Raw genomic sequence first — 21,545 nt, 5'->3', positions numbered from 1 at the left:
CAAACGGGGGAGGACTGCAGATGAGCCAAGATCACAGACCAAACCGCGTTGTTCTATTAGGGACCAAAGGCGGGCCGGCGATCCGGCCCGGCACCGGCATGCCCACCGCAACGCTGGTGCAGATGGACGGGATGGCCGTTCTGGTCGATGCCGGACTGGGGGCTGCACGGGGGGTGTGTGACGCAGGTGTGCCGCTAGAAGCACTGGACGCCATCGTCATCACCCATCTGCATTCCGATCACTATCTGGAACTGGGCCCTCTGCTGCACACCGCATGGACCGCTGGCCTGAAACGCCCGATTAAAGTGATCGGGCCAGAGGGTCTAGCTGATTACTGGCGTCATTTCCTAGCTTCGATGCAGTTTGATGTGGAACTGCGCCTGCGCGATGAAGGCCGCCCCCACCTGGCCGCATTGGCCGATATACATGTTCTGGCCGAGGGCGCACAAACCCTTGGCCCGCTGACCCTACACACACTGCGCAATGAACACCCGCCGATCGACGACAGTTACGCCCTACGGTTTGAAGGTGCAGACCATCGCATTGTTCTCTCCGGTGACACAGCGCCGATGGAGGCGATGATCCCCTTTGCTAAAGACGCGGACCTTCTGGTACATGAGGCGATGCTGAGCGCCGGTATTGACGCGCTCTGCACCCGGGTTGGCAATGGCGATGAACGGTTGCGCCACCATCTGGAGCGATCACACGCACCCGCTGATCAAGTGGGCACTATTGCGACTCAGGCTGGCGTAAAACAACTGGCGCTGAACCATTTGGTTCCGGTCGATGATCCCGACTTTACCGAGGCTCACTGGATCGCAGAGACCCGCCGCACATGGGACGGCCCGCTGCATGTGGGCCGCGACGGATTGGAGATCCTGCTGCCCGCCTCTGACAGCTGAAAGGACGAAAACATGCCCGCACCGATCAACACCTTTAAACAACGACTGAGAAACCGTGAAACGCTCATCGGCTGTTGGGCCGGTTTCGCTGATCCCTATCCGACTGAGGTGCTGGCCACCGCTGGCTTTGACTGGCTGGTGATTGACGGCGAACATGCCCCCAATGACCTGCGCAGCATCATGGCGCAGCTTCAGGTGCTGGAGGGCAAGCATTCCGAAGGAGTCGTGCGCCTGCCCGTGGGCGCTGACTGGATGATCAAACAGGTTCTGGACATCGGCGCACAGACGTTGCTGGTCCCCATGGTCGACAGTGCCGATCAAGCCCGCGAGCTGGTCCGTGCCTGCCGGTATCCACCCGCAGGCATCCGTGGTTCCGGTGCCGCACTGGCGCGCGCATCGCAGTTTGCGGCAATCCCTGACTATACCCAGACCGCCAACGAACAGATCTGCCTGCTCGTGCAGGTCGAAAGCGCAGCGGGGCTGGCGGCACTGGATGACATTCTGGCGGTTGAGGGCGTCGATGGCGTCTTTATCGGGCCGTCAGATCTGGCAGCCGACATGGGCCATCTGGGCAACAGCGACCACCCCGACGTGCGCGCTGCGATCAAAAACGGGTTGGCACGCATTGCGGCGTCTGACAAGGCGGCGGGCATTCTGGCGGTCAGCGACGGATCGGCAGAGACCTACCGCGACTGGGGCGCCCAATTTTTGGCGGTGGGGATTGACGTACTGCTGCTGGCTAAAGCCGCACGCGGCCTGAGGGATGAATGGCGGGCCCCGCGCTGACACGCCCGACCATACGCGTGCGGACAGCCGGGGATGTGAGGGTTTTCAAACCATTGAAAGAGGAGCCGGGCCTCACCAGCGGTCCAGCGCCTTTTCGTCGTCCTCTTTCGCAGCAACCCAATCGGACCCGTCCACGGTCACTTCCTTCTTCCAGAAGGGGGCGCGGGATTTGAGGTAATCCATCAGAAACTCCGCTGCCTCAAACGCATGGGCGCGGTGGCGCGACGCGGTGGCGACCATCATGATGCGGTCCTGCGGGCGCAGGATGCCATAGCGGTGAATAATCAGCACATCCCCCAGATCCCACCGCGCAAGCGCCTCTTCAGCGATCTGGGTCAGGGCGCGTTCAGTCATACCCGGGTAATGTTCCATCTCCATCCGGTCCATACCTGCGCCGGGTAGATCGCGGGTGATGCCGGTGAATGTCACGACAGCGCCCATGTTGATCTGACGATCAGTGAACACCTCTACCTCATGGCCCAGATCAAAGGGGACTTCCTGAACACGGATATCCATGCTGCCCCTCAGCCGCCGGTCATCGGCGGGAAAAACGCAACCTCGCGCACGCCGTCCAAAGAGGCGTCAAAATCGCTAAGGTCCTGATCCAATGCCACGCGCAATGCGGAGAGGTCAGCGAAGGCCGCTTGATAGCGCTCTTCGCGTGCTTTCAGCTCTTCGACCAGTTCGGCCACGGTTGTCGCTGTCGTGTCCACCTTTTCGCGCGGGATGCCGATCCGCTCCCGCACCCAGGCGAAATAGAGTACATCCATCTTAGTCATCCTTCAGATGTGGGCGCGCCTTTAGGAAGTAATCAACCCCGGTGATGAAGGTCAATGCCGCCGCCACCCACAACAAGATCAGACCTGCGTTACCAGACCAGATCATCCCCTGTAGTTTCCAGCCAAGGCCAAAGTCGTCTGGCGCATCACCAGCCAGAATTTGCGCCACAATCTGGTCATCCATACCCAAAATGCTGATGCCAAAGTAATGTTCAAACACCCCCTGCCCGAACAGAAGCGCGATGGCCACCATCTGGGCGGTTGTTTTCCACTTGGCCAGTTTGGTCACCTTCAGCGTCCCAGCGGTATCGCCCAGAAATTCGCGCAGGCCAGACACAAACACCTCACGGAACAGGATCACCGTTGAGGGCAGCACCAGCCAGGGCGACATAGACGAATAGCCGACGATCACCATCAAAGCGATCACCACCATCGCCTTATCCGCAATCGGATCCAACATCGCGCCCAGTTTGGTTTCCTGATTCCACGACCGTGCCAGATAGCCGTCGACCCAATCGGTCAAGGCGGCCAGCGTGAACAGCAACAAGGCAAACCAATCAGCGTAAGGGCGTGTGAAGTATAAAAACATCACGGCGACACCGGGCGCTGCCAAGAGGCGCGCAACGGTCAGGATATTGGGGATCGTCCATGTCATGGATCTTCATTACCCTGTCCGGTCGGGCGGGGGAAGCGGTGCAATCGTTCTGGCCGGTGTTTTCCGCAGGTCGCGCGGTTAGACCGTGTCCTCGACGCCGTCCGCAGCGGGATCCTGCCCGCCATCCTGTCCGCCGGATGGACCATCTTTAGGCGCGCCATCAGGGGTCAACCAGCGACCGAGGGCAGCGTTCAGGACGTCGATTTTCAGCGGTTTGGTCAGATATTCAGAAACGCCTGCCTGCAGTGACTTCTCTGCCTCCTGCGGCAGGGCCGATGCCGAGATGGCCAGAACCGGCATCGGTGCAAGACCTGCAGCTTGTTCTTCACTGCGGATTTGGCGGGTCATGTCCAGCCCGTCCATCACCGGCATCTGACAATCCGTAAGCACCGCATCAAAACCGCCCTTGCGCCATGCCTCCAATCCTTCGGCACCATTGGTGGCAGTGCCATAATCATAGCCCAGTTTCTGCAACTGCCGGGTCAGAACCTGAATGTTCAACGGGTTGTCTTCTATGATCAGCACCTTTGCGTGGGGCGCAGCCAAAAGCGTTTGCACAGGCTTGGGATCCACAATGGGGGCAGCGCGCAATTTCGCCGAAACAGCTTTTTGCAATAGTTCCTTGTCCTTTTCCCCGACGGGGAAGTTCGCCGGGGTCGGGCGCCCCATCAGCTTGGCGATGCCGCGCAGCACGTCACTGTGATGCATCGGGTAGCGGCAGGACACGTAAAGCCGCGGCTCAAGCAGGCCCTTGGGCTTGCCACGTGTGGGATCCAGAACCAGCACGTTCACGTTTTCGAACCGGTTACGCAGGATGGCCAGCACCGCATCATTGTCTGCCTGCTGATCAAGCCCCAGCAACACCACCGTATCTTTGGTGTTCTTTTCGATCTGGAACAGCACCTCTTCGAGTTGCGGCGTGATATGCACCGTGGCGCCGCGCCGTTCAAACGCAGCGGCAGTGCGTTGGGCAAAATAGCGATTGTCCAGGTGCAGCAACAGCGCCACATCGGTGAGGTCAGCGAGATTTTCGGTCTGGTTACACACCTGCAGCGGGATGGTGACCGAAAACTCCGACCCTTCACCGGGAGTGCTCATCACCTGCAAGCGCCCATGCATCAGATCAACAAGGTTGCGGGTGATCACCAGGCCTAGTCCGGTTCCGCCGTATTTGCGTGTTGTCGATTCCTCGGCCTGTTTGAAGGGCAGGAAGATCCGTTCGATCACATCCGACGTCATGCCGATGCCGGTATCGACCACACGAAACTTCAACTCGCCCGCGGGGGCGTTGGCACTAATCCACAGCTGGACGCGACCCGGCGCGTCTTCGGTTCCTTTGGAAAACTTGATCCCGTTGCTCAATAGGTTCAACAGGATCTGGCGCAAACGCAACGCGTCGCCCTTGATGCAATCCGGTACATCAGGTTCAAAATAGACCTGAAACAACACATGCGCGTCGCGCGCCGTGATCGCGAGTGTTTCCGCCGTGCGCTCCACCGCATGCAGCAGGTTGAAGCTCTCATTTTCCAGCTCCATCTGGCCGGCGTCGATTTTGGCGGCATCCAGAATATCATCGATGATCTGCAACAGAAAAATCGACGAGTCGTGGATGCTGTCAACCATCTGCGCCTGATCATCGGGCATCTGCGCCTGCGACAGAAGTTCGACCATCCCTACAATGCCATTCATCGGTGTGCGGATCTCATGGCTCATATTGGCAAGAAAGGCGGATTTCGCCTCGCTCGCCGATTCCGCCTCAATCCTGCGGTTCGTCTGTTTCTGTTCCGAACGCATGAAAACGAGGATCACCGCGCAGAGCAAAATGCCTGTGACCAGCGACAAAGCGGCGACACGTGTGAACACCGCGTTACGATATTCAGTCGTACTCATCACAGTGAGCTGTTGCTGGAAACGCGCCTGGCCCGCCTGTTCATAAAGCATGGTCGCGCGTTCGATGTCGTTGACCCGAGCCTCCAACTCGACCCGTTGAGCTGCAGTGGGTGCCAGCCCACCGACCGCCATGACCGCGACCAGATCGTCAAGATGATCGGTCAGCTCATCAATGCGGTCTTTGCTCTGCGCAAGGGGGGTATAACTAAACCCAAGCGCTGCCCGCAGCATCCGTTCAGCGCGGGCGCGTTTGGCCTCATCCTGCTCAATCACCGCCTGATCATAAAGCCGCACCGCGCGATGTGTCAGTTGGGAGACCTTGAAGGAAAAACGTCCTGCTTCCACCGCACGCAGCGTCGCCTGTGCAGTGTCCTTCGCCTGATTTTCGGCCCTGAGGGCAAAAGAAAAGAAAGCAGCCACCACAAGAGCGCCCAGCAATACCAGGATTGTCAGACGGGGTATGGATAGTCCGGTCAGTCGCTTAATTCGATTTCTGTGATCATCCAGATCCATTTAGAGATTAATTCCTGGTGTAATTTGTCGTTGGGATCATAATTGGGCATTACGACCCTCATGGGGCCACGATTTTCAAATTCTAAAAATTCGTCACCTATTCGCGTCGCCAAGAAGAAATCCACAGACTGCCATTCCTGTCGCGTGACAGTAACCTCGTAAAAATCAATTGCTGTAAACTTCAATGCGGCTGTGTCACCGGTCCCGAAATGCGAGACGAAATCTTTCAGCCAGATACCAGAATAAGAAACTGGACTAGGATCATGGGGGGTGCGTGAGGAAATTGTCTGCAGGCCCAGCGCTTCGAGATCAGCAATTGTCACATATTGCCCGGACGCAGTGGTATCGCCCATAATCAGCACCTGTTCAGAGGCATCTGCCCATGAAGCACTGCTGGCGGAAATGACAACAAACGCGGCGGACACAAGACGACGCAAAGCCGAAACAAACAACCGAAACCTCCTTCGGAAATGGCATTCCAAAGCGGCTTCTACAGCCCAATCAACGCGCGAAGCCGCTGAAAAGTACATACACTATCTGCGGCCCGAATTTTAAAATCAAGGACCTCAAACGCGGCCGCATACATCCTTAAGGATGGGTTTCAACCTTTTTCATGAAAAAAATCATAGATTGTCTGCGCCAATGCGTCGGAAATTCCATCCACGGCCCGCAGATCCGCAAGGGCAGCACGACTTACGGCCTTGGCCGATCCAAAATGGATCAATAGCGCACGCTTGCGGGTGGCGCCGACTCCTGGCACCTCATCCAGCGGCGTGGCACCAATGGCTTTGGCTCGTTTGGCGCGGTGGGTGCCGATAGCAAATCGGTGGGCTTCATCACGAAGGCGCTGGATGAAATATAGTACCGGATCGTTACGTTGGAGCGCAAAGGGACGGGCGCCATGACGGTGGAACTCTTCCTTACCGTGATCGCGATCCACCCCTTTGGCAACACCGACCATCGGGATATCCTCTACCCCGTATTCTTCCATAATCTCCTGCACTGCGGAAACCTGACCGGCACCGCCGTCAATCAGCAACAGCTCGGGCCACATGCCTTTGTCACGGTCGGGATCTTCTTTCAGCAAGCGTTTGAAACGACGAGTCAGAACCTCTTTCATCATGCCGAAATCATCACCGGGAGTCAGCTCTTCGCCACGGATATTGAACTTGCGATATTGATTTTTCAGGAACCCATCTGCGCCAGCCACAATCATCCCGCCCACCGCATTGGTGCCCTGAATATGGCTGTTGTCATACACCTCAATCCGCGCAGGCGGTCCTTTGAGGCCGAAGGCCTCTGCCACACCGCGCAGCAGTTTGGCCTGCGTTGCACTTTCCGACATCTTACGCGCCAGGCTTTCACGGGCGTTGCGCAACGCGCCTTCCACCAGTTCTGCCTTTTCGCCACGCTGTGGCAAGGCGATTTCCACTTTGCGACCCAGTTTTCCGCTGAGGGCCTCGCCCATCAAATCATCGTTTTCGATCCCATGGGACAGCAATAGCAATCGCGCAGGATCACGCTTATCATAGAACTGGCCCATGAACGCCTCCATCACCTCAGCACTGGAGACCCCCTCGCCCACACGGGGGTAATAATCTTTGTTGCCCCAGTTCTGATTGGCACGGATAAAGAAGACCTGAACGCAGGCCTGCCCGTTCTCCATATAAAGCGCGATCACATCCGCTTCGGGTACGGTCTGTGGGTTGATCCCCTGCGCAGTCTGTACCTGCGTCAACGCCTTGATCCGGTCGCGCAGAGCAGCGGCGCGCTCAAACTCCATCGCGGCCGAGGCCTCCTGCATTTGATCCGCCAGAACACGCTGAATCTCCGTGGACTTACCCGATAAAAAGCGCTGCGCTTCATCAACGCTGCGGGCATACTCCTGCGGGCTGATCCGCCCCACACAGGGGGCCGAGCAGCGTTTAATCTGCGCCTGCAAACAGGGCCGCGTGCGCGCATGGAAATCCGCATCTGAACAAGTCCGCAGCAAGAAACCCTTTTGCAGCTGGTCCAGCACCCGGTTCACCGCGCCTCCGCTGGCAAACGGCCCATAGTAGGCGCCACGATCGCTTTTGGCGCCGCGGTGTTTGCGAATCATCGGGTATTCGTGATGTGTCACCATGATATTGGGAAACGATTTGTCGTCACGCAGCAGCACGTTGAACTTGGGCTTCAGCTGTTTGATCAGGTTCTGTTCTAGCAGCAGCGCTTCTGTTTCGGTGCGCGTGGTCAGGAACATCATCGACGCGGTTTCCGAGATCATCCGCGCGATCCGGCCAGAGTGACCAGAGGGCCGCGCATAGTTTGACACCCGCGCCCGCAGATTGCGCGCTTTACCCACGTAAAGCACGCGCGCCTGCGCATCCAGCATCCGGTACACCCCCGGTGAGCCATCCAGCGTCTTGAGGTAGGATTGGATCAGCGCATGGCCGGTCAGGGAATCAGCAGAAGAATCACTCATACAGACAGAGATATGATTCCCCCCCGCCCGCTGCAATCTTTGGCCCTGTGGGGCAAGGAAAAACCTTTCCACCGTTTCTGTGGATAACTCTGGTGATAGCTTTTGGGGAACGTCGTTTTTTCGTTATTTTCTGCCCATTTTATTGATATGCTCAAAAAATAGGCGCAAATATAACTAATTGAAATTTAATAAAACTTTTCCGCGCCTCAAGCAAGCACTTGAAAATATTAAACTTTTGATAACAGTTTGGTAACAGAAACGACATCCGTGCAAAACTCTGGCACGGAGTCATCTTTTAACCGCGTTTGTTTATGATGTCCGGCGTCTGCCATGCAAGGTGCTGACCACCGTCAGAACACAGCAATTGGCCCGTGATTGCAGGCGAATCCAAGAAGAAGCCCAGCGCCGCGACGATGTCACTGACATTGGGGCCGCGCTGCAGGATCGAGTTGGACCGCTGCGCGTCAAAATGGTCCTGCGCCTGACGGGCGCCGATCAGCGTACTGCCGGGCCCAATAGCATTCACCCGCACATGTGGGGCCAGCGACAGGGCCGCTGTCTGTGTCAGGGTCCACAGGCCCATCTTCGACAAAGTATATGTCATGAACTCGGGCGTCAGCTTGCGTACACGCTGGTCAACCATATTGACCACCAGCCCTTGCGCCAGCAATTCGCCGTTCTCATCACGGGTGGCCTCTGGAACCTGCGCTGCCATCCCCTGGATCAACAAAAACGGCGCCCGCAGGTTGGAATTCAGATGCCGGTCCCAGCTATCGCGACTGACGGTTTCAAGCCGGTCATATTCAAAAACGGATGCGTTGTTCACCAGACAGGTAATAGGGGTGTCAAACGCTGCCGCAACGCGGGGGAACAGGCCAGCGGCCTCTTCCTCAATCAACAGATCCGCCTGAAACGCCTCTGCCTTGCGCCCCATGGAGCGCGCCTCTGCCACCACCTCGGCGGCCTCGGGCGCAGAACTTGCGTAATGCACCGCCAAATCATAGCCCCGCCCCGCCAGATAAAGCGCCATCGCGCGCCCCAGACGCTTGCCCGCGCCGGTTACCAATGCAACAGCCATTGCGTCCTCCTATCAGGATCAGTTCAACGTGGTCAGCACATAGGCCACGTAGAGGCCCGACAGCAAGATACCCCAGACACGCGTGATGTTTTGTTTCAGGAACACAAACGGGACCAACAACAGCGTCGCCGCCAGCATTACCCAGATATCGAACTCCAGCAGATCAGAGTCGACAGGGATCGGGCTAACCACAGCGGTGACGCCAATAATAGCCAAGAGGTTGAACATATTCGACCCGATCACATTGCCCAGCGCCACCTCTGCCTGACGACGGATCACTGCCATCACCGTAGTGGCCAATTCGGGCAGCGAGGTACCGATCGCCACCAGTGTCAGGCCAATAACCGTTTCGGGAATATCAAACATCCGCGCAATGCTGACCGCACCGTCCAGCAACAATTCTGCCCCCAACGGCAGACCAATAAGGCCGAGGCCAAGATAGACGGTGATTTTCCACCACGGCATATCGGGGTCAGCACCTTCGGGATCCTCCAGATCGTCGTGTTCGCCCATCGCGATGTGGGCACGGGCATGTTGCAGTGCCCAGATCAGCGTCATGCTCAGCGCGGTCAGCAGGATTACACCGCTAACCCAGGTGAATGTCCCGAAAAAAGCCAACACGATAAACAGAACACTACCTGCCAACATCTGCAGATAGCTGTTGCGACTTTCACATTTGGACGACTGCATGGTCGAAATCAGCGCCGGCACGCCCAGCACCAGCAGCACATTGGCGATGTTGGACCCGATGACATTACCCAGCGCGATGCCCGGTTTTTCCTCCAGCGCAGCCGTGATGGAAATCAACAATTCCGGTGCAGAAGTACCAAAGGCCACAATCGTCAGGCTGACAATCAGCGCCGGGATCCCAATGCGCAGTGATAGATTCACCGCACCTTTCACCAAAGCATCCCCTGCTAGCAGCAGAATAATCAGCCCCAGCCCCGCATACAGCCACTCGATCATGTCTTAGCGCACTCCCTTGGTGCAGGGGCATGGCCCCTTGCCAATCTTGAAACGGCCACAGCGGTTGCATCTGGCAGACGCCAACCGCTTCTGGCCGGGGATCTTCACCTTGCCAAACATGGCCAGAACAGCCATGCCGATGAGGAAGAAGGTGATGATCTTAAACAGCATTTACGTTCCCGCCTTACAGACCGAAGCGCGCGTAAGCGGCGCGCTCCTCAAGAAGGCTCGCCGCGTCTTGCGCAAACTGCATGCCAAAGCGTGACATTAATCCCCGTTTGCGGCCATAGACCATAAAGCGGGTTTTGTCGCCATAGATCTCTTTCAGCTTGGGGGTGACATGGCCGATCCCGTCGATCAAACCCAGCGCCTGCGCCTTTTCCGCCATCCATACGCGCCCAGTGAACAGATCGGGATCAGCACTCAGACGTGCGCCACGGCGATCACAAACATAGCTTTCAAAAACGCCATGCATATCACCAAGGATCTCTTTCAAACGCTCCACATCCTCCGGCTTTTCCGGCAGGAACGGGTCCAGCATGGATTTCGATTTCACCGAAGTATAGACGCGCCGTTCCACCCCGTGACGGCTCAGCAGCTCATGCGCGCCGAAACCAGAGGAAATCACCCCAATGGAGCCAATGATCGAGGCAGGATCGGCGTAAATATCATCCGCGGCTGCTGCCAGCCAGTAGCCACCAGAAGCCGCGACATCCTCAACAAAGGCATGCACGGGAATTTTCTTCTCCTCCGCCAGACGCCGCACACGGGCGGCGATCAGCGAGGACTGCACGGGAGAGCCACCGGGAGAGTTGATAACAAGCGCCACCGCCTGCGGTTTACCCTTGCGAAAGGCGCGTTCAATCAATGGTCCCAGCCCCGCATCGTTCAACGGGGCACGGTCGCCTGTGGCAATCATCCCCTGCATGCGAATGACCGCAACACGGGGGCGTTTTTGGGTGAATGGCAGTTTCATCATGCAAACCATGTAGAGGTGGCGCCCTTAGCGAACAAGGGACGACAGAGGCGCGATCCCGTATTCGTGACGAAAAAGGCGCGGTTTCGAACGCATGTCATAACAAGATGGAACACAGCCGATAACGTACATTTATAGATAACGGCACCGAACACAAATCTGTCCTCAACCCACCAACATCTTCAGCCCTTGTGTCACGTCAGACCGCACCGCCAGCCGCAAACCGGGTTCATCCCCCGCCTTTAACGCAGCAATGATCAGGCGGTGAAAATGCGGCGGTTCTGTTCGACGTAAACGACCATAAAGCGCGCGCATGGTCGGGCCCAGTTGCAGCCACACTGTTTCAGCCATTGCCAACATCGCGGGCGCCTGTGCGCGCAGATATAACGTACGATGAAATTCCAGATTGGTGCGAATGTAGGCCACTGCATCCTTGCGATCGACCGCATCGGAAATAGCGCCATTGATGGTCTGCAATCGTTCGATCAGCGCCATATGCGCACGTGGCAGTGCGCGACTGGCCAGTTCCACCTCAATCAGGCTGCGCAGGGCAGCCAATTCCTCGATCCGTTCATTGCTCAACTCTGGCGTATTCACCCGACCAGAGGTCGACAGCGTCAGCGCCCCCTCGGCCACCAGACGGCGTACGGCTTCGCGGGCGGGGGTCATCGACACCTCAAACTCCGCACCGATACCGCGCAGGGTCAGGGCAGCGCCCGGTTCAATCTCCCCATGCATGATTCGCCCACGCAAACCGCGATAGACGCGGTCATGGGCAGATGTGGGGGTGGCTTCGGGTCTGGTGTGGATCAACATGCGCCCATGTGATCACAAAATGGCACAACGTCAATTCACATTCGCGACGGTCTCAGGCGTCAAAACGGTATCGATGCAACGCTGCGCCATTGTCACGCAGCCACTGACGCGCGGGCTGATACTCACCATAGAGTTCACGCACCTGTTTCCAGAAGGCAGGGGAATGATCCATGTGCCGCAAATGCGCGACCTCATGGGCGGCGACATATTCCAGCACCTCCATCGGGGCCATCACCAGGCGCCACGAATACATCAGCACCCCAGCCGAGGAACACGACCCCCAACGCGACCGCGTATCGCGCAGGGATATGCGATTGTAAGGCCGTTTCAGATCCGCTGCATAGCGGTCAGAAGCCGCAGCCAGTTGATCCCGCGCCAAAGTTTTCAAAAAGGCCGCCACCCGACGGCCTGCGGTTTCGGGATTGCCCGGCACATACAGCTCCCCATCCGCAACTCGAATACCGCGCCCCTGCCCCGCAACAATCGCGTGTGGCGTGCCATAGATCGGTAGGCTAACACCCAGACCGACTTCACAGATCTCTGGTCGGCTGTCGATTTGACGGCGCAGCCAATCGGCTTTCTCTTGCGCAAAAGACAATCCTTCACGGTCCGACACCCCACGCGGCAGCGTCAGCGTCACCCGCGAATCCAGCCCCGACACCCTGAGCGACAGCCGCCGCGCTTGCGCGGACCGGCGCAAATGCACCGTGACCGACGGATCACCGTCCAGCACATAAGCGGTCTGAGGGGCCGCTTTGTCACCTTTCTGCTTGGGCATGAGCCGCCTATCCTTTAAAGCCTTTGACACGCACAGCCTGTTATGGCAGGTGCCTCTGATTGTCGACAAGACCACGTGAATTGAGAGGGATCCCTGATGCCCAAAGAAGAATGGGGTGTAAAGCGCGTCTGCCCCACCACTGGCAAGCGCTTTTATGACCTGAACAAAGACCCGATCGTCAGCCCCTACACCGGCGAGATCGTGGAAACCGAAGCCACCAAGAGCCGCATGATTTCTGCGGATGCAGAAGATGCATCGGCCAAGAAAGCGTCCAAGGACAACGTCGAATCCGATGATGACCTGCTGGAAGATGAAAACGTCGATGTGGATCTGGACGACGACCTGTTGGACGACGAGGATGACGACAACGTCTCCCTCGACGAACTGGCTGACGTTCCTGCCGAAGACGACGAATAAAAAAATTCCGCGGGTGGAATTTTCCGCTTGCACCCACCCGCGGGAGCCACTAGATAGCGCTGCACAGGCCAACTTGGCCTGATACACAAGCCCGCACGGCTTGGGAAATTGGGGCCTTAGCTCAGCTGGGAGAGCGCCTGCATGGCATGCAGGAGGTCAGCGGTTCGATCCCGCTAGGCTCCACCAAATTCCCTCTTGTAAATGGTCACATAGTTCTGCCTTTTTAGCCAGATATATTCCCTCTGGCTGCGCAAACGTGTCACCTTCACGGTAATCTCAGTCAGCTTGCTGAAGCCCACGCTTTGTGCACGGTGATCGGAAACCGGTCATTCGCTGCAGGGGCAAGCAATAGTTTTCCGGAGCCACTTTGGCGGATGCTGCCTCCGCAGAAATGGTGATAGTCAGGCGTATGGTTGCCGTATTTCATACCCAGACAAGCCTTCTCGATAATCTTACCTCGCTCAGCGTTCACGCGGGAGACGGGCTTTTTGTGCATGGCTCGATGAGTGCCGTAGGCGCTACCGTGGGCGGCGCCAGAACAATTGTGGAAAGCCTTCTGAAAACGGTGGGTGAAACAGGTCTTGTAGGAATGCCCGGTTTCTCTTCCGACGCCTACTTCCCTACTGGAGTTGATCCGTCCCGCTTAACCCAAGATCAGATTGCAGAAATCGAAGAGGCGGTTCCCGGTTTCGATGTAGCGAAATCCCCGACGTCTGGGATGGGTGTCATTGCGGAGACTTTCAGAACCTGGCCGGGAACCCAACGCAGCAACCACCCGGCTGTATCGATCTGCCTCAACGGCAAGAAAGCAAACGACTTTCTTAAGGAGCACAGCCTCGCGTGGGCAACGGGAGATAAAACGCCCCTTGGGAAGCTCCGTGGTCGTCCGGCCATGAAGATCATGCTGATCGGGGTCGGTTGGAACCGATGCTCAGCCCTTCACACAGCCGAAACCTTTGCACAACACAAGCGGACCAAGACGCGGCGTTTCAAGAACGGTGGCCCCAACGGATCATGGATCGAAACACCCGACGTAGCAGACGATATGAACCGGCTGTTTCCGGCAGTTGGTGAGGCGTTCGAAAAGACCGGCGCTGTTTCTTTCGGAAAATTCGGGGGTGCCGATTGCAAGGTATGCGATTTTCGATCTCTAGTCGATTTTGCCGCTGACTGGATCGACTGCGCCAACAAACGAAGCGGTGATCTTCACTAAAGGAACTGTGCTGCCCAATGGCAGTAAAGTCCCGGCCTTTCCAGTTCGATCATGGCGCAGCGCACGGTGACTGCATCATGCATTCTCTTTGCGTTCTTCATAACCCCCAAACACGCAGCTTCGGGGCGCTTGGGCCAGATCAATTTATCCAATGTCAAACCGGACACAGTCCGCCGCCGCCGCTGGCTTTCCTTCTCAAGCTCCTTCAGACGCGCCAGCTGTGATCGTTGCACCCCGCCATACAGCTTCTACCATCGATAGAACATCTGCTGCGTCACGCCGATCTGACGCACCGCCTTGGCAATCGTCACGCCTTGTCTTTGCAGAACTTCAACTTGTCGAAACTTCGATACAATCTCTTCGGGCTTCTCTCGTTTTCCAGTCATCGCTGATCCTACAAGTTACGGGACAATCTATCCCAGTTGCGGGACCAGTTTCAGCGGGTTAAGCCAGAATGACAGGTCATAACGTTTCTTCATTTTGCATCTGGCCGCAGAACTTTATGTTCTTTCCCATTTCATCCAGCCACATCTAAAAGAAGACAAGCGAAATACAGGCCCCTTGTGATTTTGCAACCCTGTGCTGATTGACCCGCAGCGCACTCAACCCTAATCGGGTGTTCGTCGTTCGCCCCGGGTCCAACACACCTGAGGCGAAGCCAATTGCCTAACAATCACCCATTCCGAGTATTGCACAGGCAACACCCTCTAAAACCCGCACATCTCTGTGGAAAACTACAAAAAAACTATAAAAAATCTGCATTTAGGCCGTCTATTCTTGGTGAGGACGTCTTAACAACGCGTTCAAATTATCTATCCTAGACCCGAAGAGTTGGCGCCCTTCGCGCCAGAGTTCAGTAGAAAGAGGTACGCGCTGTCTAAGCCGTTCAACCCAGGTGACACCCACAGGCGACCTGTAGGGGAGAGGGCCTCTAACGTCGGGTCCGCCGGAGAGGCGGACGCGATGGAAGTAGGTGTTGGCATGACACAAGATATCGACCACCAAGCTCTACGTGTCCTTAACTCTTTCGCAATTGAGCTGATGAAGATCCCATCGAAGTCGGAACTGGCCTGGCACGTCGCCCGCGAAGTTGTGGCGCGGCTGGGGTTTGGCGACTGCGTGGTCTATTACACTCAGCCCGACGGCAAGAACCTGCGCCAGATGGCGGCGCTGGGGGATGTGAAGAACCCCCGCCTTACCGAAATCATCAACCCGCTGATCATTCCCTTTGGCCGCGGTGTCACCGGCAGCGTCGCGCAGACCGGTCAGGCTGAGGTGATCAACGATCTGATGGCGGATCCACGTTATATTCCGGACGTGATCCCGGCGCGCTCCGAGATTTGCGTGCCGATCAAAATTGGTGAACGGGTGCTCGGCGTGATCGATTCCGAGGATTCACAGCGCGACACCTATACGGACTGGCATCTGGAACAGCTGGAAACAGTCGCCGCAATGATGGCTGCGCGGATCAACCTTCTAGAAAAAGACCGCAGCCGCGAATTGGCACAGCAGCTGCGCCATAGCGAAACCCGTTTTCGCGATTTTACCGAAACGGCAACCGACTGGGTCTGGGAAACCGACGCAGAGCATATCTTCCGCTTTGTATCCGGCAGTCTGGCACTGGCCTCTGACAGCGGACTGAATGCTTCTACTCTATTGGGACAAAGCTGTCGCGTGTTAAGCGCCAAACGCATGCACCGCGACCGCGAGGCGGATCTGCTAGACCAACTGGACACCCGACAGGATTTCAAACAGATCCGCTACTCGCTACAGCAACCAGACGGATCCCCCCGCATCATGCGGATCAGTGGCAAGCCACTGTTTGACAGCAAAGGCATCTTCAAAGGCTATCGCGGCACCGGCGTGGATGTGACCGAACAGGAACTAACCCACGAACGATTGACCACCCTCTATCGGGTGTTTGACGCACTCCCTGAACCGATTGCGGTGTTTGATGTGCACGATTGCATTTCTTTCACCAACGCTGCCTTCAAAGACATGCATTCAACAGCCCCGCACACTATCCGCCATGGCATGTCTTTCGCAGACCACGTGCGCAGTATCGCCGCTGCAGGCTATATCACCGACGTTGAGGGGGACCTCGACGACTGGGTCGACGAAATCGTAGCCCGCCATCAAAATCCAGATGGTATCTTTGAGTTTCACCGCGAAGACGTAGGTTGGTTTCAGGTCAACGAAAAGAAACTGCCCAACGGCTATCAGGTTTTGTTGATGACCCGCATCGACGGTCTGAAAGAGGTGGAGCGCGACCTGATTGCCGCCCGTGAGGCCGCCGATTCCGCAAATGTGGCGAAGTCCGAGTTTCTGGCAAATATGAGCCATGAAATCCGCACCCCAATGAATGGTATCATCGGCCTGACAGAATTGTTGCGTCAGCACCTCACCGAACCGGAACTACTGCACAAAGCGGAAACGATTGCTCAGTCTGGCAACGCGCTGTTGAGGATCATTGACGATATCCTCGACTTCTCCAAGATCGAAGCGCGGATGCTCAATGTCGAGGCCCACCCATGCCGCTTTGCCCCCACACTGCGACAGGTGGCAGAGGTGTATCAACCACTGGCCGCCGACAAAGGCCTGACACTGTCATTAAACATTGCGCCCGACATCGCGCCAGTTTTGTCGCTGGACGAAGGACGCCTGCGCCAGATCCTGTCAAACCTGTTGAGCAACGCAGTGAAATTCACCCCCGCAGAATCGCGCGGGCGCCGTGGCGCGGTACAGATTAACGCCCGAGTCACACAAGAGGGCACACTGCAGATTGATGTGATCGACAACGGCATCGGTATCTCTGCCGAGGCGGCAGCCCGTGTCTTTGATCCGTTTTCGCAGGCCGAAAGTAACACCACCCGCCGCTTTGGCGGCACGGGCCTTGGCTTATCAATCAGCCGTAATCTGGCGGATCTGATGGGCGGTGGCCTCTACTATATTCCGCGTGACACCGGTAGCCAGTTTCGCGTGACCCTGCCTTATGACCCATTGGCCGCAGACAGCGCCGACCCCACCCTGCCCGAGGTGACACAGTTCACTCACCTGCCCCAGCCTGTCGAACAGCCGCCATTACGCCAACCTTTGGACGAACCGCCTGCGGGCGAGGCGCGCATTTTGGTGGTCGAGGACAACCAGATCAACCTGATGGTGATTTCGAAACAGTTGGAAACCCTTGGCCATTCCGCCATTCTGGCCAGCGATGGCAAAGAGGGTCTGGAGCTTTGGCAAAAGGGGCAGTTCGATCTGGTGCTGACAGATTGCCATATGCCGGAAATGGATGGATACGATCTGTCCCGCGAAATCCGCCGGATTGAACAAGATACTGGCCGCACCCCCTGTCGCATTATCGCCATCACTGCAAATGCCCTGAAAAGCGAGGAGAGCAAATGCCTGAACGCTGGCATGGATTCCTTCCTGGCGAAACCAGTGCGCCTCGACATGTTGCGGCAGGCGCTGCAAGCTGCGGCGCTCAAATCGTAAGCTATTCCCGCACCAATACAGACCTGACCCATGCCGCAGACACCCCTTGTCATCGTGGCCCCAATGCCGCTCAATAGCGCAAACATCTCAGGAGCGACGCCATGACCGATCTGACCGCAGCCCTCGCCGCCATTGATGCAGCCAACGCCGCCGACCCTACGCTAGAGGGGGGCAAACCCGCCGCGCTGCTCTACGGGGAACGGATGACAGCAGAACTGGCGCACCTCAGCCCGGATGCCTCCGAAGTTCTGCAGATCGCCGCCCGTGGTCAACACATCGAGCGCTGGAAGTTGCCGCGCAAAGACTACCCCGAAGGCAAAGCCGGCTACTACGCTTGGCGCCGTGAACAGGGCCGCCGCCACGGCGAACGAGTCGCAGGCATCATGGCTGAAGCCGGCTATAGCGAGGCGGATCAGACCCGCGTCGGCGTTCTGTTGCGCAAGGAAAAACTGAAAGCTGACCCCGAGGTTCAAGCGCTGGAAGACGCGATCTGCTTTACGTTCATTCGTTGGTACCTCGGCCCCTTCGCTGAAACCCGCACACCCGAGGATCTGGTCAAGATTGTTGAGAAGACTGCCCGCAAAATGTCCGCGACTGCGCGACAGAAAGCCCTGGCAACCTTCCCTATGCCGGAGGAGTTGGCGAGCAGCTTTGAGTGAAATCTTGGGAGTTCGCGAAAAAGATGTCGCTAGGTCAGTTTGCGCTGTTTAAGGTAACTGAAACTGCGCCACCAACCGCCGACGCCAAACGTGGTGTAATGACCCCAAATGCGCCCAAGACCCTATGAACAAATCATTCTTCGCCAGCTATTTTCCCTTTTTCATGGCTGTTGTCGCTGTAGCGGCCCTTGGCCTTGGATTAAAACACCAAACATCGGCCCTGAACGAAGCGGCCCTGAGAGAGACTATTCAGGGTGAAGTAGAGATCCTGCAGGCCCGTCTGCAAAGTCAGGTCGAAAATAGCGAACTGATCACCCGCGGCATCGCGTCATTGCTCAGCCGTGATGAAGACATCAGCCAAAGTGAATTTTCAATGCTGGTGACTGGTGTCACAAAAGGGCGCGATGATGTACTGAACGTTGCATGGGCACCTGATCTGGTGGTGACTCGCGTGCATCCAATGGAGCCGAACCGCTCGGTTCTAGGTCTGGACTATCGCACTGTGCCCGACCAGCTTAACGACGTGAGCGCTGTCCGCGACAGTGGCCAGACCGCGTTCATCGGTCCGATCAATCTGGTGCAGGGCGGGCAGGGTTTCATCTTACGCATGCCTGTCTACAGCCGAGATCAAGACGTGCTAGAGTTTCGTGGTATCCTGTCCACGGTCTTCGACCTAAACTTGTTCCTAGATAGGGCAGGCCTGATGGGAGACAGCCTGCCGCTGGATTTGGTGCTGGTCAAACTGGATGCCAATGGGCAACCCAAAGATGTCGCCTATGGCAACGAAGATGTGCTGATCAGCCAGCCGGTGAGCGCGGCAATCGACTTCCTCGGCGCCAAATGGCTTCTCTGTGCGATCCCACTGGACGGCTGGTCTGCAGCGCAGGAAAGAACGCTGTCTCAGACATTTCTGATCATGCTGCTGTGTGGCTGTATCCTAGGGCCGTTGTTTTTGCTGAACCGCATGGCGTTGTCACGCAAGGTCGTCATTGAAAATATGCGTCACGCGAACTTGCGTCTCGACAGCTTTATTCAAAATTTCCCTGGCGTGTTTGTGACCTACGTGCAGGAAAAAGAGAAACGTGATCAGGTGGTCTTTGCCACCGACAGCACATTGGATATCTGGGGCGTTCCCAAAGAGACGCTCTACCTCACCCGGCGCGATGTGGAAGAATGTTCCAAAAGAGGAAGAAGAGCCACTGGTCGCGGCGGTGCAACAGGCCCGCGACTCTGGTACGACCTGGCACCACGTCTGGCCAAACATCAGTGGCGATGGCAGCACTCGCTGGCTGGAAGGTTGGGGGCGCCCTTATAGCGTAGGGCCGGATAAGGTGCGTTGGGATTGTTTTGTGATGGATGTCACGGACCAACGCCTGAAAGAGTTGGAATTCGAACGTCAAGCCGATGTGATGCGACAGGCGCAGAAACAGGAAAGCATAGGCCAGCTCACCGGCGGCATGGCCCATGACTTCAATAACATGCTAGCGGTTATTCGCGGCAATATGGAAATGCTGCAAGAAGATCTGGAGCCGGAGCTGGACGCCGACGATGAACGGCTGGAGTTTGTGCGCGGCTCAATCCGGGCTGCGGAACAAGGCAATGATCTCACAAAAAAAATGCTCAGCTTCGCACGCCGCGCACGCCTGAACCCCGAAACCATCAACTTGAACGACGTCCTTCGCGAACTTGAAGGCTGGAGCGGACGGACACTACCTGCAACGATCCGCGTCACCAAAGAGCTAACGCCCGGCCTGCCACTCGTGCGCCTTGATCGTAGCTCCACCGCCAGCGCTGTGTTGAATCTGATGGTCAATGCCCGCGACGCTATGGCGGACGGTGGCACACTAACGCTTGCGACAAGAAATCAAACACTGACAGCTGAGGATTGCGCAGCAATCTCGGACCGGCTAACGCCGGGGCGCTATGTGGTCCTCTCCGTTACAGACACCGGCCAAGGGATCCGCGAGGAAGACCTCAGCAAGATCTGCGAACCATTTTACACGACCAAGGCACCGGGAGCGGGATCCGGACTGGGCCTGTCTATGGTCTACGGCTTCGTCGCCCAATCCGGCGGTGCCCTGGAAATTCAATCGTGCGTTGGTACAGGCACGACGATCAATCTGTATTTTCAGGCACTAGACATCGAACGCACAACATTCAGCCAACACCCTACCCAAGACGAGAGGGTCGCGCGCACACAATATCATATTCTTCTGGCCGAAGACCACGAAGACGTCCGCCGTATGCTGGAACGCAGCCTGTCGCGTATGGGGCACAAAGTGACCTCAGCTGAAAACGGTGACAAAGCACTGGCCCTTTTCGATGCCGATCCGCAAGTCGACTTACTGCTGACTGACATTGTAATGCCCGGCCGCCTGCAGGGTACGGATCTGGTTAAAGCATTAAGAGAGCGCCGCACAAACTTCCCAGCGATTGTCATGACCGGTTACACAGACGTGCCACTACACGAAGGCTCTGTGCTGAATACTGATGATATCCGGCTTAGTAAACCGGTCGCCCGCGCCTCGCTGGAGGCCGCGATTGCCATCACCATGAAGCGGATCCGTAGTTTCTAAACCTGCTCCAGAAATCACTTTAACTACACGATCTAGAAAGGGCATCATCAAGGGGGCGATTTCCCTCTCCCGCTTTCTAGTGCCTATGATGGTTACGCGGCGTTTAGACGCCAGCGACCTAAAGCGCGCACTTTCGGAAGCGCTGAACGCAAGGCCCTAAATCGCACTCTTAATTCGCGAGGCGTTCACGCAGCGTTTGACCCTGATCATTTTGCACACCGTCAACCAATTGATCATCCGCCGTTGAGCCGTTGAATTTTCTTATTTCTTCATTGTTTTGAGCTTGTTCATTGTTAGACATTCTGCACCTCAGCCTGGGATTTCAGTCGAGGGTCAATCTATGGGTAATGTCTTAAGAAGAGTTTGCACAGCGGTCAGCTAGAGGAGACCAAATGCTGTGCATTTTAACAAAGGACCTATTTTCGCTTTTTGCGAGGTCTGGTTTTTTTGGGGGGTGTTTTTTATCGCTTAGAGATTTTGTTGTTGTTTATTAGGTTTGGCGGTGACCTACTCTCCCACGTCTTAAGACGCAGTACCATTGGCGCTTCGGTGCTTAACTTCCGAGTTCGGGATGGTATCGGGTGT

General features: G+C 56.8%; 21 protein-coding genes, 1 tRNA gene, 1 rRNA gene and 1 pseudogene. 9 read left to right on the top strand and 15 right to left on the bottom strand.

Annotated elements, in window-relative coordinates:
* The first annotated feature begins 20 nt into the window (after positions 1–20).
* Together MHM86_RS13160 and MHM86_RS13155 are read left to right on the top strand one after the other, a co-directional pair.
* Positions 21–902 (top strand): MBL fold metallo-hydrolase, encoded by an 882-nt coding sequence (locus tag MHM86_RS13160; RefSeq protein WP_239200424.1) that lies wholly within the window; start codon positions 21–23, stop codon positions 900–902.
* A gap of 12 nt (positions 903–914) precedes the next feature.
* The gene (locus MHM86_RS13155) at positions 915–1,688 is read left to right on the top strand and encodes an HpcH/HpaI aldolase/citrate lyase family protein (RefSeq protein WP_239200422.1); all 774 of its coding nucleotides are present in this window, start codon (positions 915–917) and stop codon (positions 1,686–1,688) included.
* Between the two features lie 72 nt (positions 1,689–1,760).
* On the opposite strand, the gene MHM86_RS13150 is transcribed toward MHM86_RS13155, so the two are convergent.
* The 12 genes from MHM86_RS13150 to MHM86_RS13095 all read right to left on the bottom strand — a co-directional run bounded on the left by MHM86_RS13150 (position 1,761) and on the right by MHM86_RS13095 (position 12,603).
* Positions 1,761–2,204 (bottom strand): molybdenum cofactor biosynthesis protein MoaE, encoded by a 444-nt coding sequence (locus MHM86_RS13150; protein WP_239200420.1) that lies wholly within the window; start codon positions 2,202–2,204, stop codon positions 1,761–1,763.
* An 8-nt stretch (positions 2,205–2,212) separates the two neighbouring features.
* Positions 2,213–2,458: a molybdopterin converting factor subunit 1 gene (gene moaD, locus MHM86_RS13145; RefSeq protein WP_239200418.1), complete on the bottom strand. Its 246-nt coding sequence runs from the start codon at positions 2,456–2,458 to the stop codon at positions 2,213–2,215.
* A gap of 1 nt (position 2,459) precedes the next feature.
* A complete protein-coding gene (pgsA, locus tag MHM86_RS13140) occupies positions 2,460–3,122 on the bottom strand; it encodes a CDP-diacylglycerol--glycerol-3-phosphate 3-phosphatidyltransferase (RefSeq protein ID WP_239200415.1) in 663 nt (220 codons plus the stop codon).
* A gap of 78 nt (positions 3,123–3,200) precedes the next feature.
* On the bottom strand, positions 3,201–5,432 hold the full coding sequence (locus MHM86_RS13135) for an ATP-binding protein (protein WP_239200412.1): 2,232 nt from the start codon (positions 5,430–5,432) through the stop codon (positions 3,201–3,203).
* A 53-nt stretch (positions 5,433–5,485) separates the two neighbouring features.
* Positions 5,486–5,977, bottom strand: a complete 492-nt coding sequence (locus MHM86_RS13130) for a hypothetical protein (RefSeq protein ID WP_239200410.1) — start codon at positions 5,975–5,977, stop codon at positions 5,486–5,488.
* 149 nt (positions 5,978–6,126) lie between these two features.
* Positions 6,127–7,989 carry an excinuclease ABC subunit UvrC gene (gene uvrC / locus MHM86_RS13125; protein ID WP_239200408.1) on the bottom strand — a complete coding sequence of 621 codons (1,863 nt, stop codon included), beginning with the start codon at positions 7,987–7,989 and terminating at the stop codon, positions 6,127–6,129.
* 295 nt (positions 7,990–8,284) lie between these two features.
* On the bottom strand, positions 8,285–9,067 hold the full coding sequence (locus tag MHM86_RS13120; RefSeq protein WP_239200406.1) for an SDR family oxidoreductase: 783 nt from the start codon (positions 9,065–9,067) through the stop codon (positions 8,285–8,287).
* A gap of 18 nt (positions 9,068–9,085) precedes the next feature.
* Positions 9,086–10,033: a calcium/sodium antiporter gene (locus MHM86_RS13115; RefSeq protein WP_239200404.1), complete on the bottom strand. Its 948-nt coding sequence runs from the start codon at positions 10,031–10,033 to the stop codon at positions 9,086–9,088.
* A gap of 3 nt (positions 10,034–10,036) precedes the next feature.
* A complete protein-coding gene (locus MHM86_RS13110) occupies positions 10,037–10,204 on the bottom strand; it encodes a hypothetical protein (RefSeq protein WP_058317742.1) in 168 nt (55 codons plus the stop codon).
* Between the two features lie 13 nt (positions 10,205–10,217).
* The gene (locus MHM86_RS13105; protein WP_370644145.1) at positions 10,218–11,009 is read right to left on the bottom strand and encodes a S49 family peptidase; all 792 of its coding nucleotides are present in this window, start codon (positions 11,007–11,009) and stop codon (positions 10,218–10,220) included.
* Between the two features lie 165 nt (positions 11,010–11,174).
* Complete coding sequence (locus MHM86_RS13100) at positions 11,175–11,825, bottom strand: GntR family transcriptional regulator (protein WP_239200400.1); 651 nt, start codon at positions 11,823–11,825, stop codon at positions 11,175–11,177.
* A gap of 52 nt (positions 11,826–11,877) precedes the next feature.
* Entirely contained in the window at positions 11,878–12,603 is a 726-nt protein-coding gene (locus MHM86_RS13095; RefSeq protein WP_239200398.1) for a M48 family metallopeptidase, read from the bottom strand.
* 96 nt (positions 12,604–12,699) lie between these two features.
* On the opposite strand from MHM86_RS13095, the gene MHM86_RS13090 reads away from it, so the two are divergent.
* From MHM86_RS13090 to MHM86_RS13080, 3 genes are all read left to right on the top strand, one after another.
* On the top strand, positions 12,700–13,020 hold the full coding sequence (locus MHM86_RS13090) for a TIGR02300 family protein (protein WP_239200395.1): 321 nt from the start codon (positions 12,700–12,702) through the stop codon (positions 13,018–13,020).
* 110 nt (positions 13,021–13,130) lie between these two features.
* Positions 13,131–13,206, top strand: a tRNA-Ala gene (locus MHM86_RS13085).
* A gap of 181 nt (positions 13,207–13,387) precedes the next feature.
* The gene (locus tag MHM86_RS13080; RefSeq protein WP_239200392.1) at positions 13,388–14,233 is read left to right on the top strand and encodes an aminoglycoside N(3)-acetyltransferase; all 846 of its coding nucleotides are present in this window, start codon (positions 13,388–13,390) and stop codon (positions 14,231–14,233) included.
* A 137-nt stretch (positions 14,234–14,370) separates the two neighbouring features.
* Here MHM86_RS13080 and MHM86_RS17165 read toward each other — a convergent pair.
* A pseudogene (locus MHM86_RS17165) lies at positions 14,371–14,619 on the bottom strand (transposase); the annotation flags it as partial.
* A 595-nt stretch (positions 14,620–15,214) separates the two neighbouring features.
* On the opposite strand from MHM86_RS17165, the gene MHM86_RS13070 reads away from it, so the two are divergent.
* The 4 genes from MHM86_RS13070 (at position 15,215) to MHM86_RS13055 (ending at position 20,960) form a co-directional block, all read left to right on the top strand.
* Positions 15,215–17,725 (top strand): ATP-binding protein, encoded by a 2,511-nt coding sequence (locus MHM86_RS13070; RefSeq protein WP_239200387.1) that lies wholly within the window; start codon positions 15,215–15,217, stop codon positions 17,723–17,725.
* A 101-nt stretch (positions 17,726–17,826) separates the two neighbouring features.
* Entirely contained in the window at positions 17,827–18,384 is a 558-nt protein-coding gene (locus MHM86_RS13065; protein WP_239200385.1) for a DUF4202 domain-containing protein, read from the top strand.
* 124 nt (positions 18,385–18,508) lie between these two features.
* Positions 18,509–19,699 carry a CHASE domain-containing protein gene (locus MHM86_RS13060; protein ID WP_239200383.1) on the top strand — a complete coding sequence of 397 codons (1,191 nt, stop codon included), beginning with the start codon at positions 18,509–18,511 and terminating at the stop codon, positions 19,697–19,699.
* Positions 19,700–19,736: 37 nt separating this feature from the next.
* A complete protein-coding gene (locus tag MHM86_RS13055; RefSeq protein ID WP_239200381.1) occupies positions 19,737–20,960 on the top strand; it encodes a response regulator in 1,224 nt (407 codons plus the stop codon).
* A gap of 169 nt (positions 20,961–21,129) precedes the next feature.
* On the opposite strand, the gene MHM86_RS17075 is transcribed toward MHM86_RS13055, so the two are convergent.
* On the bottom strand, positions 21,130–21,261 hold the full coding sequence (locus tag MHM86_RS17075; protein WP_255723210.1) for a hypothetical protein: 132 nt from the start codon (positions 21,259–21,261) through the stop codon (positions 21,130–21,132).
* Between the two features lie 193 nt (positions 21,262–21,454).
* Positions 21,455–21,545: ribosomal RNA gene (rrf, locus tag MHM86_RS13050) — 5S ribosomal RNA — on the bottom strand; the annotation flags it as partial.

Origin of the sequence: Thalassobius sp. Cn5-15 (assembly GCF_022347685.1) — a bacterium.
Lineage (GTDB): Bacteria > Pseudomonadota > Alphaproteobacteria > Rhodobacterales > Rhodobacteraceae > Thalassobius.
Note: the sequence above shows the minus strand (reverse complement) of the source record. Positions and strands in the feature narration are given on the sequence as shown.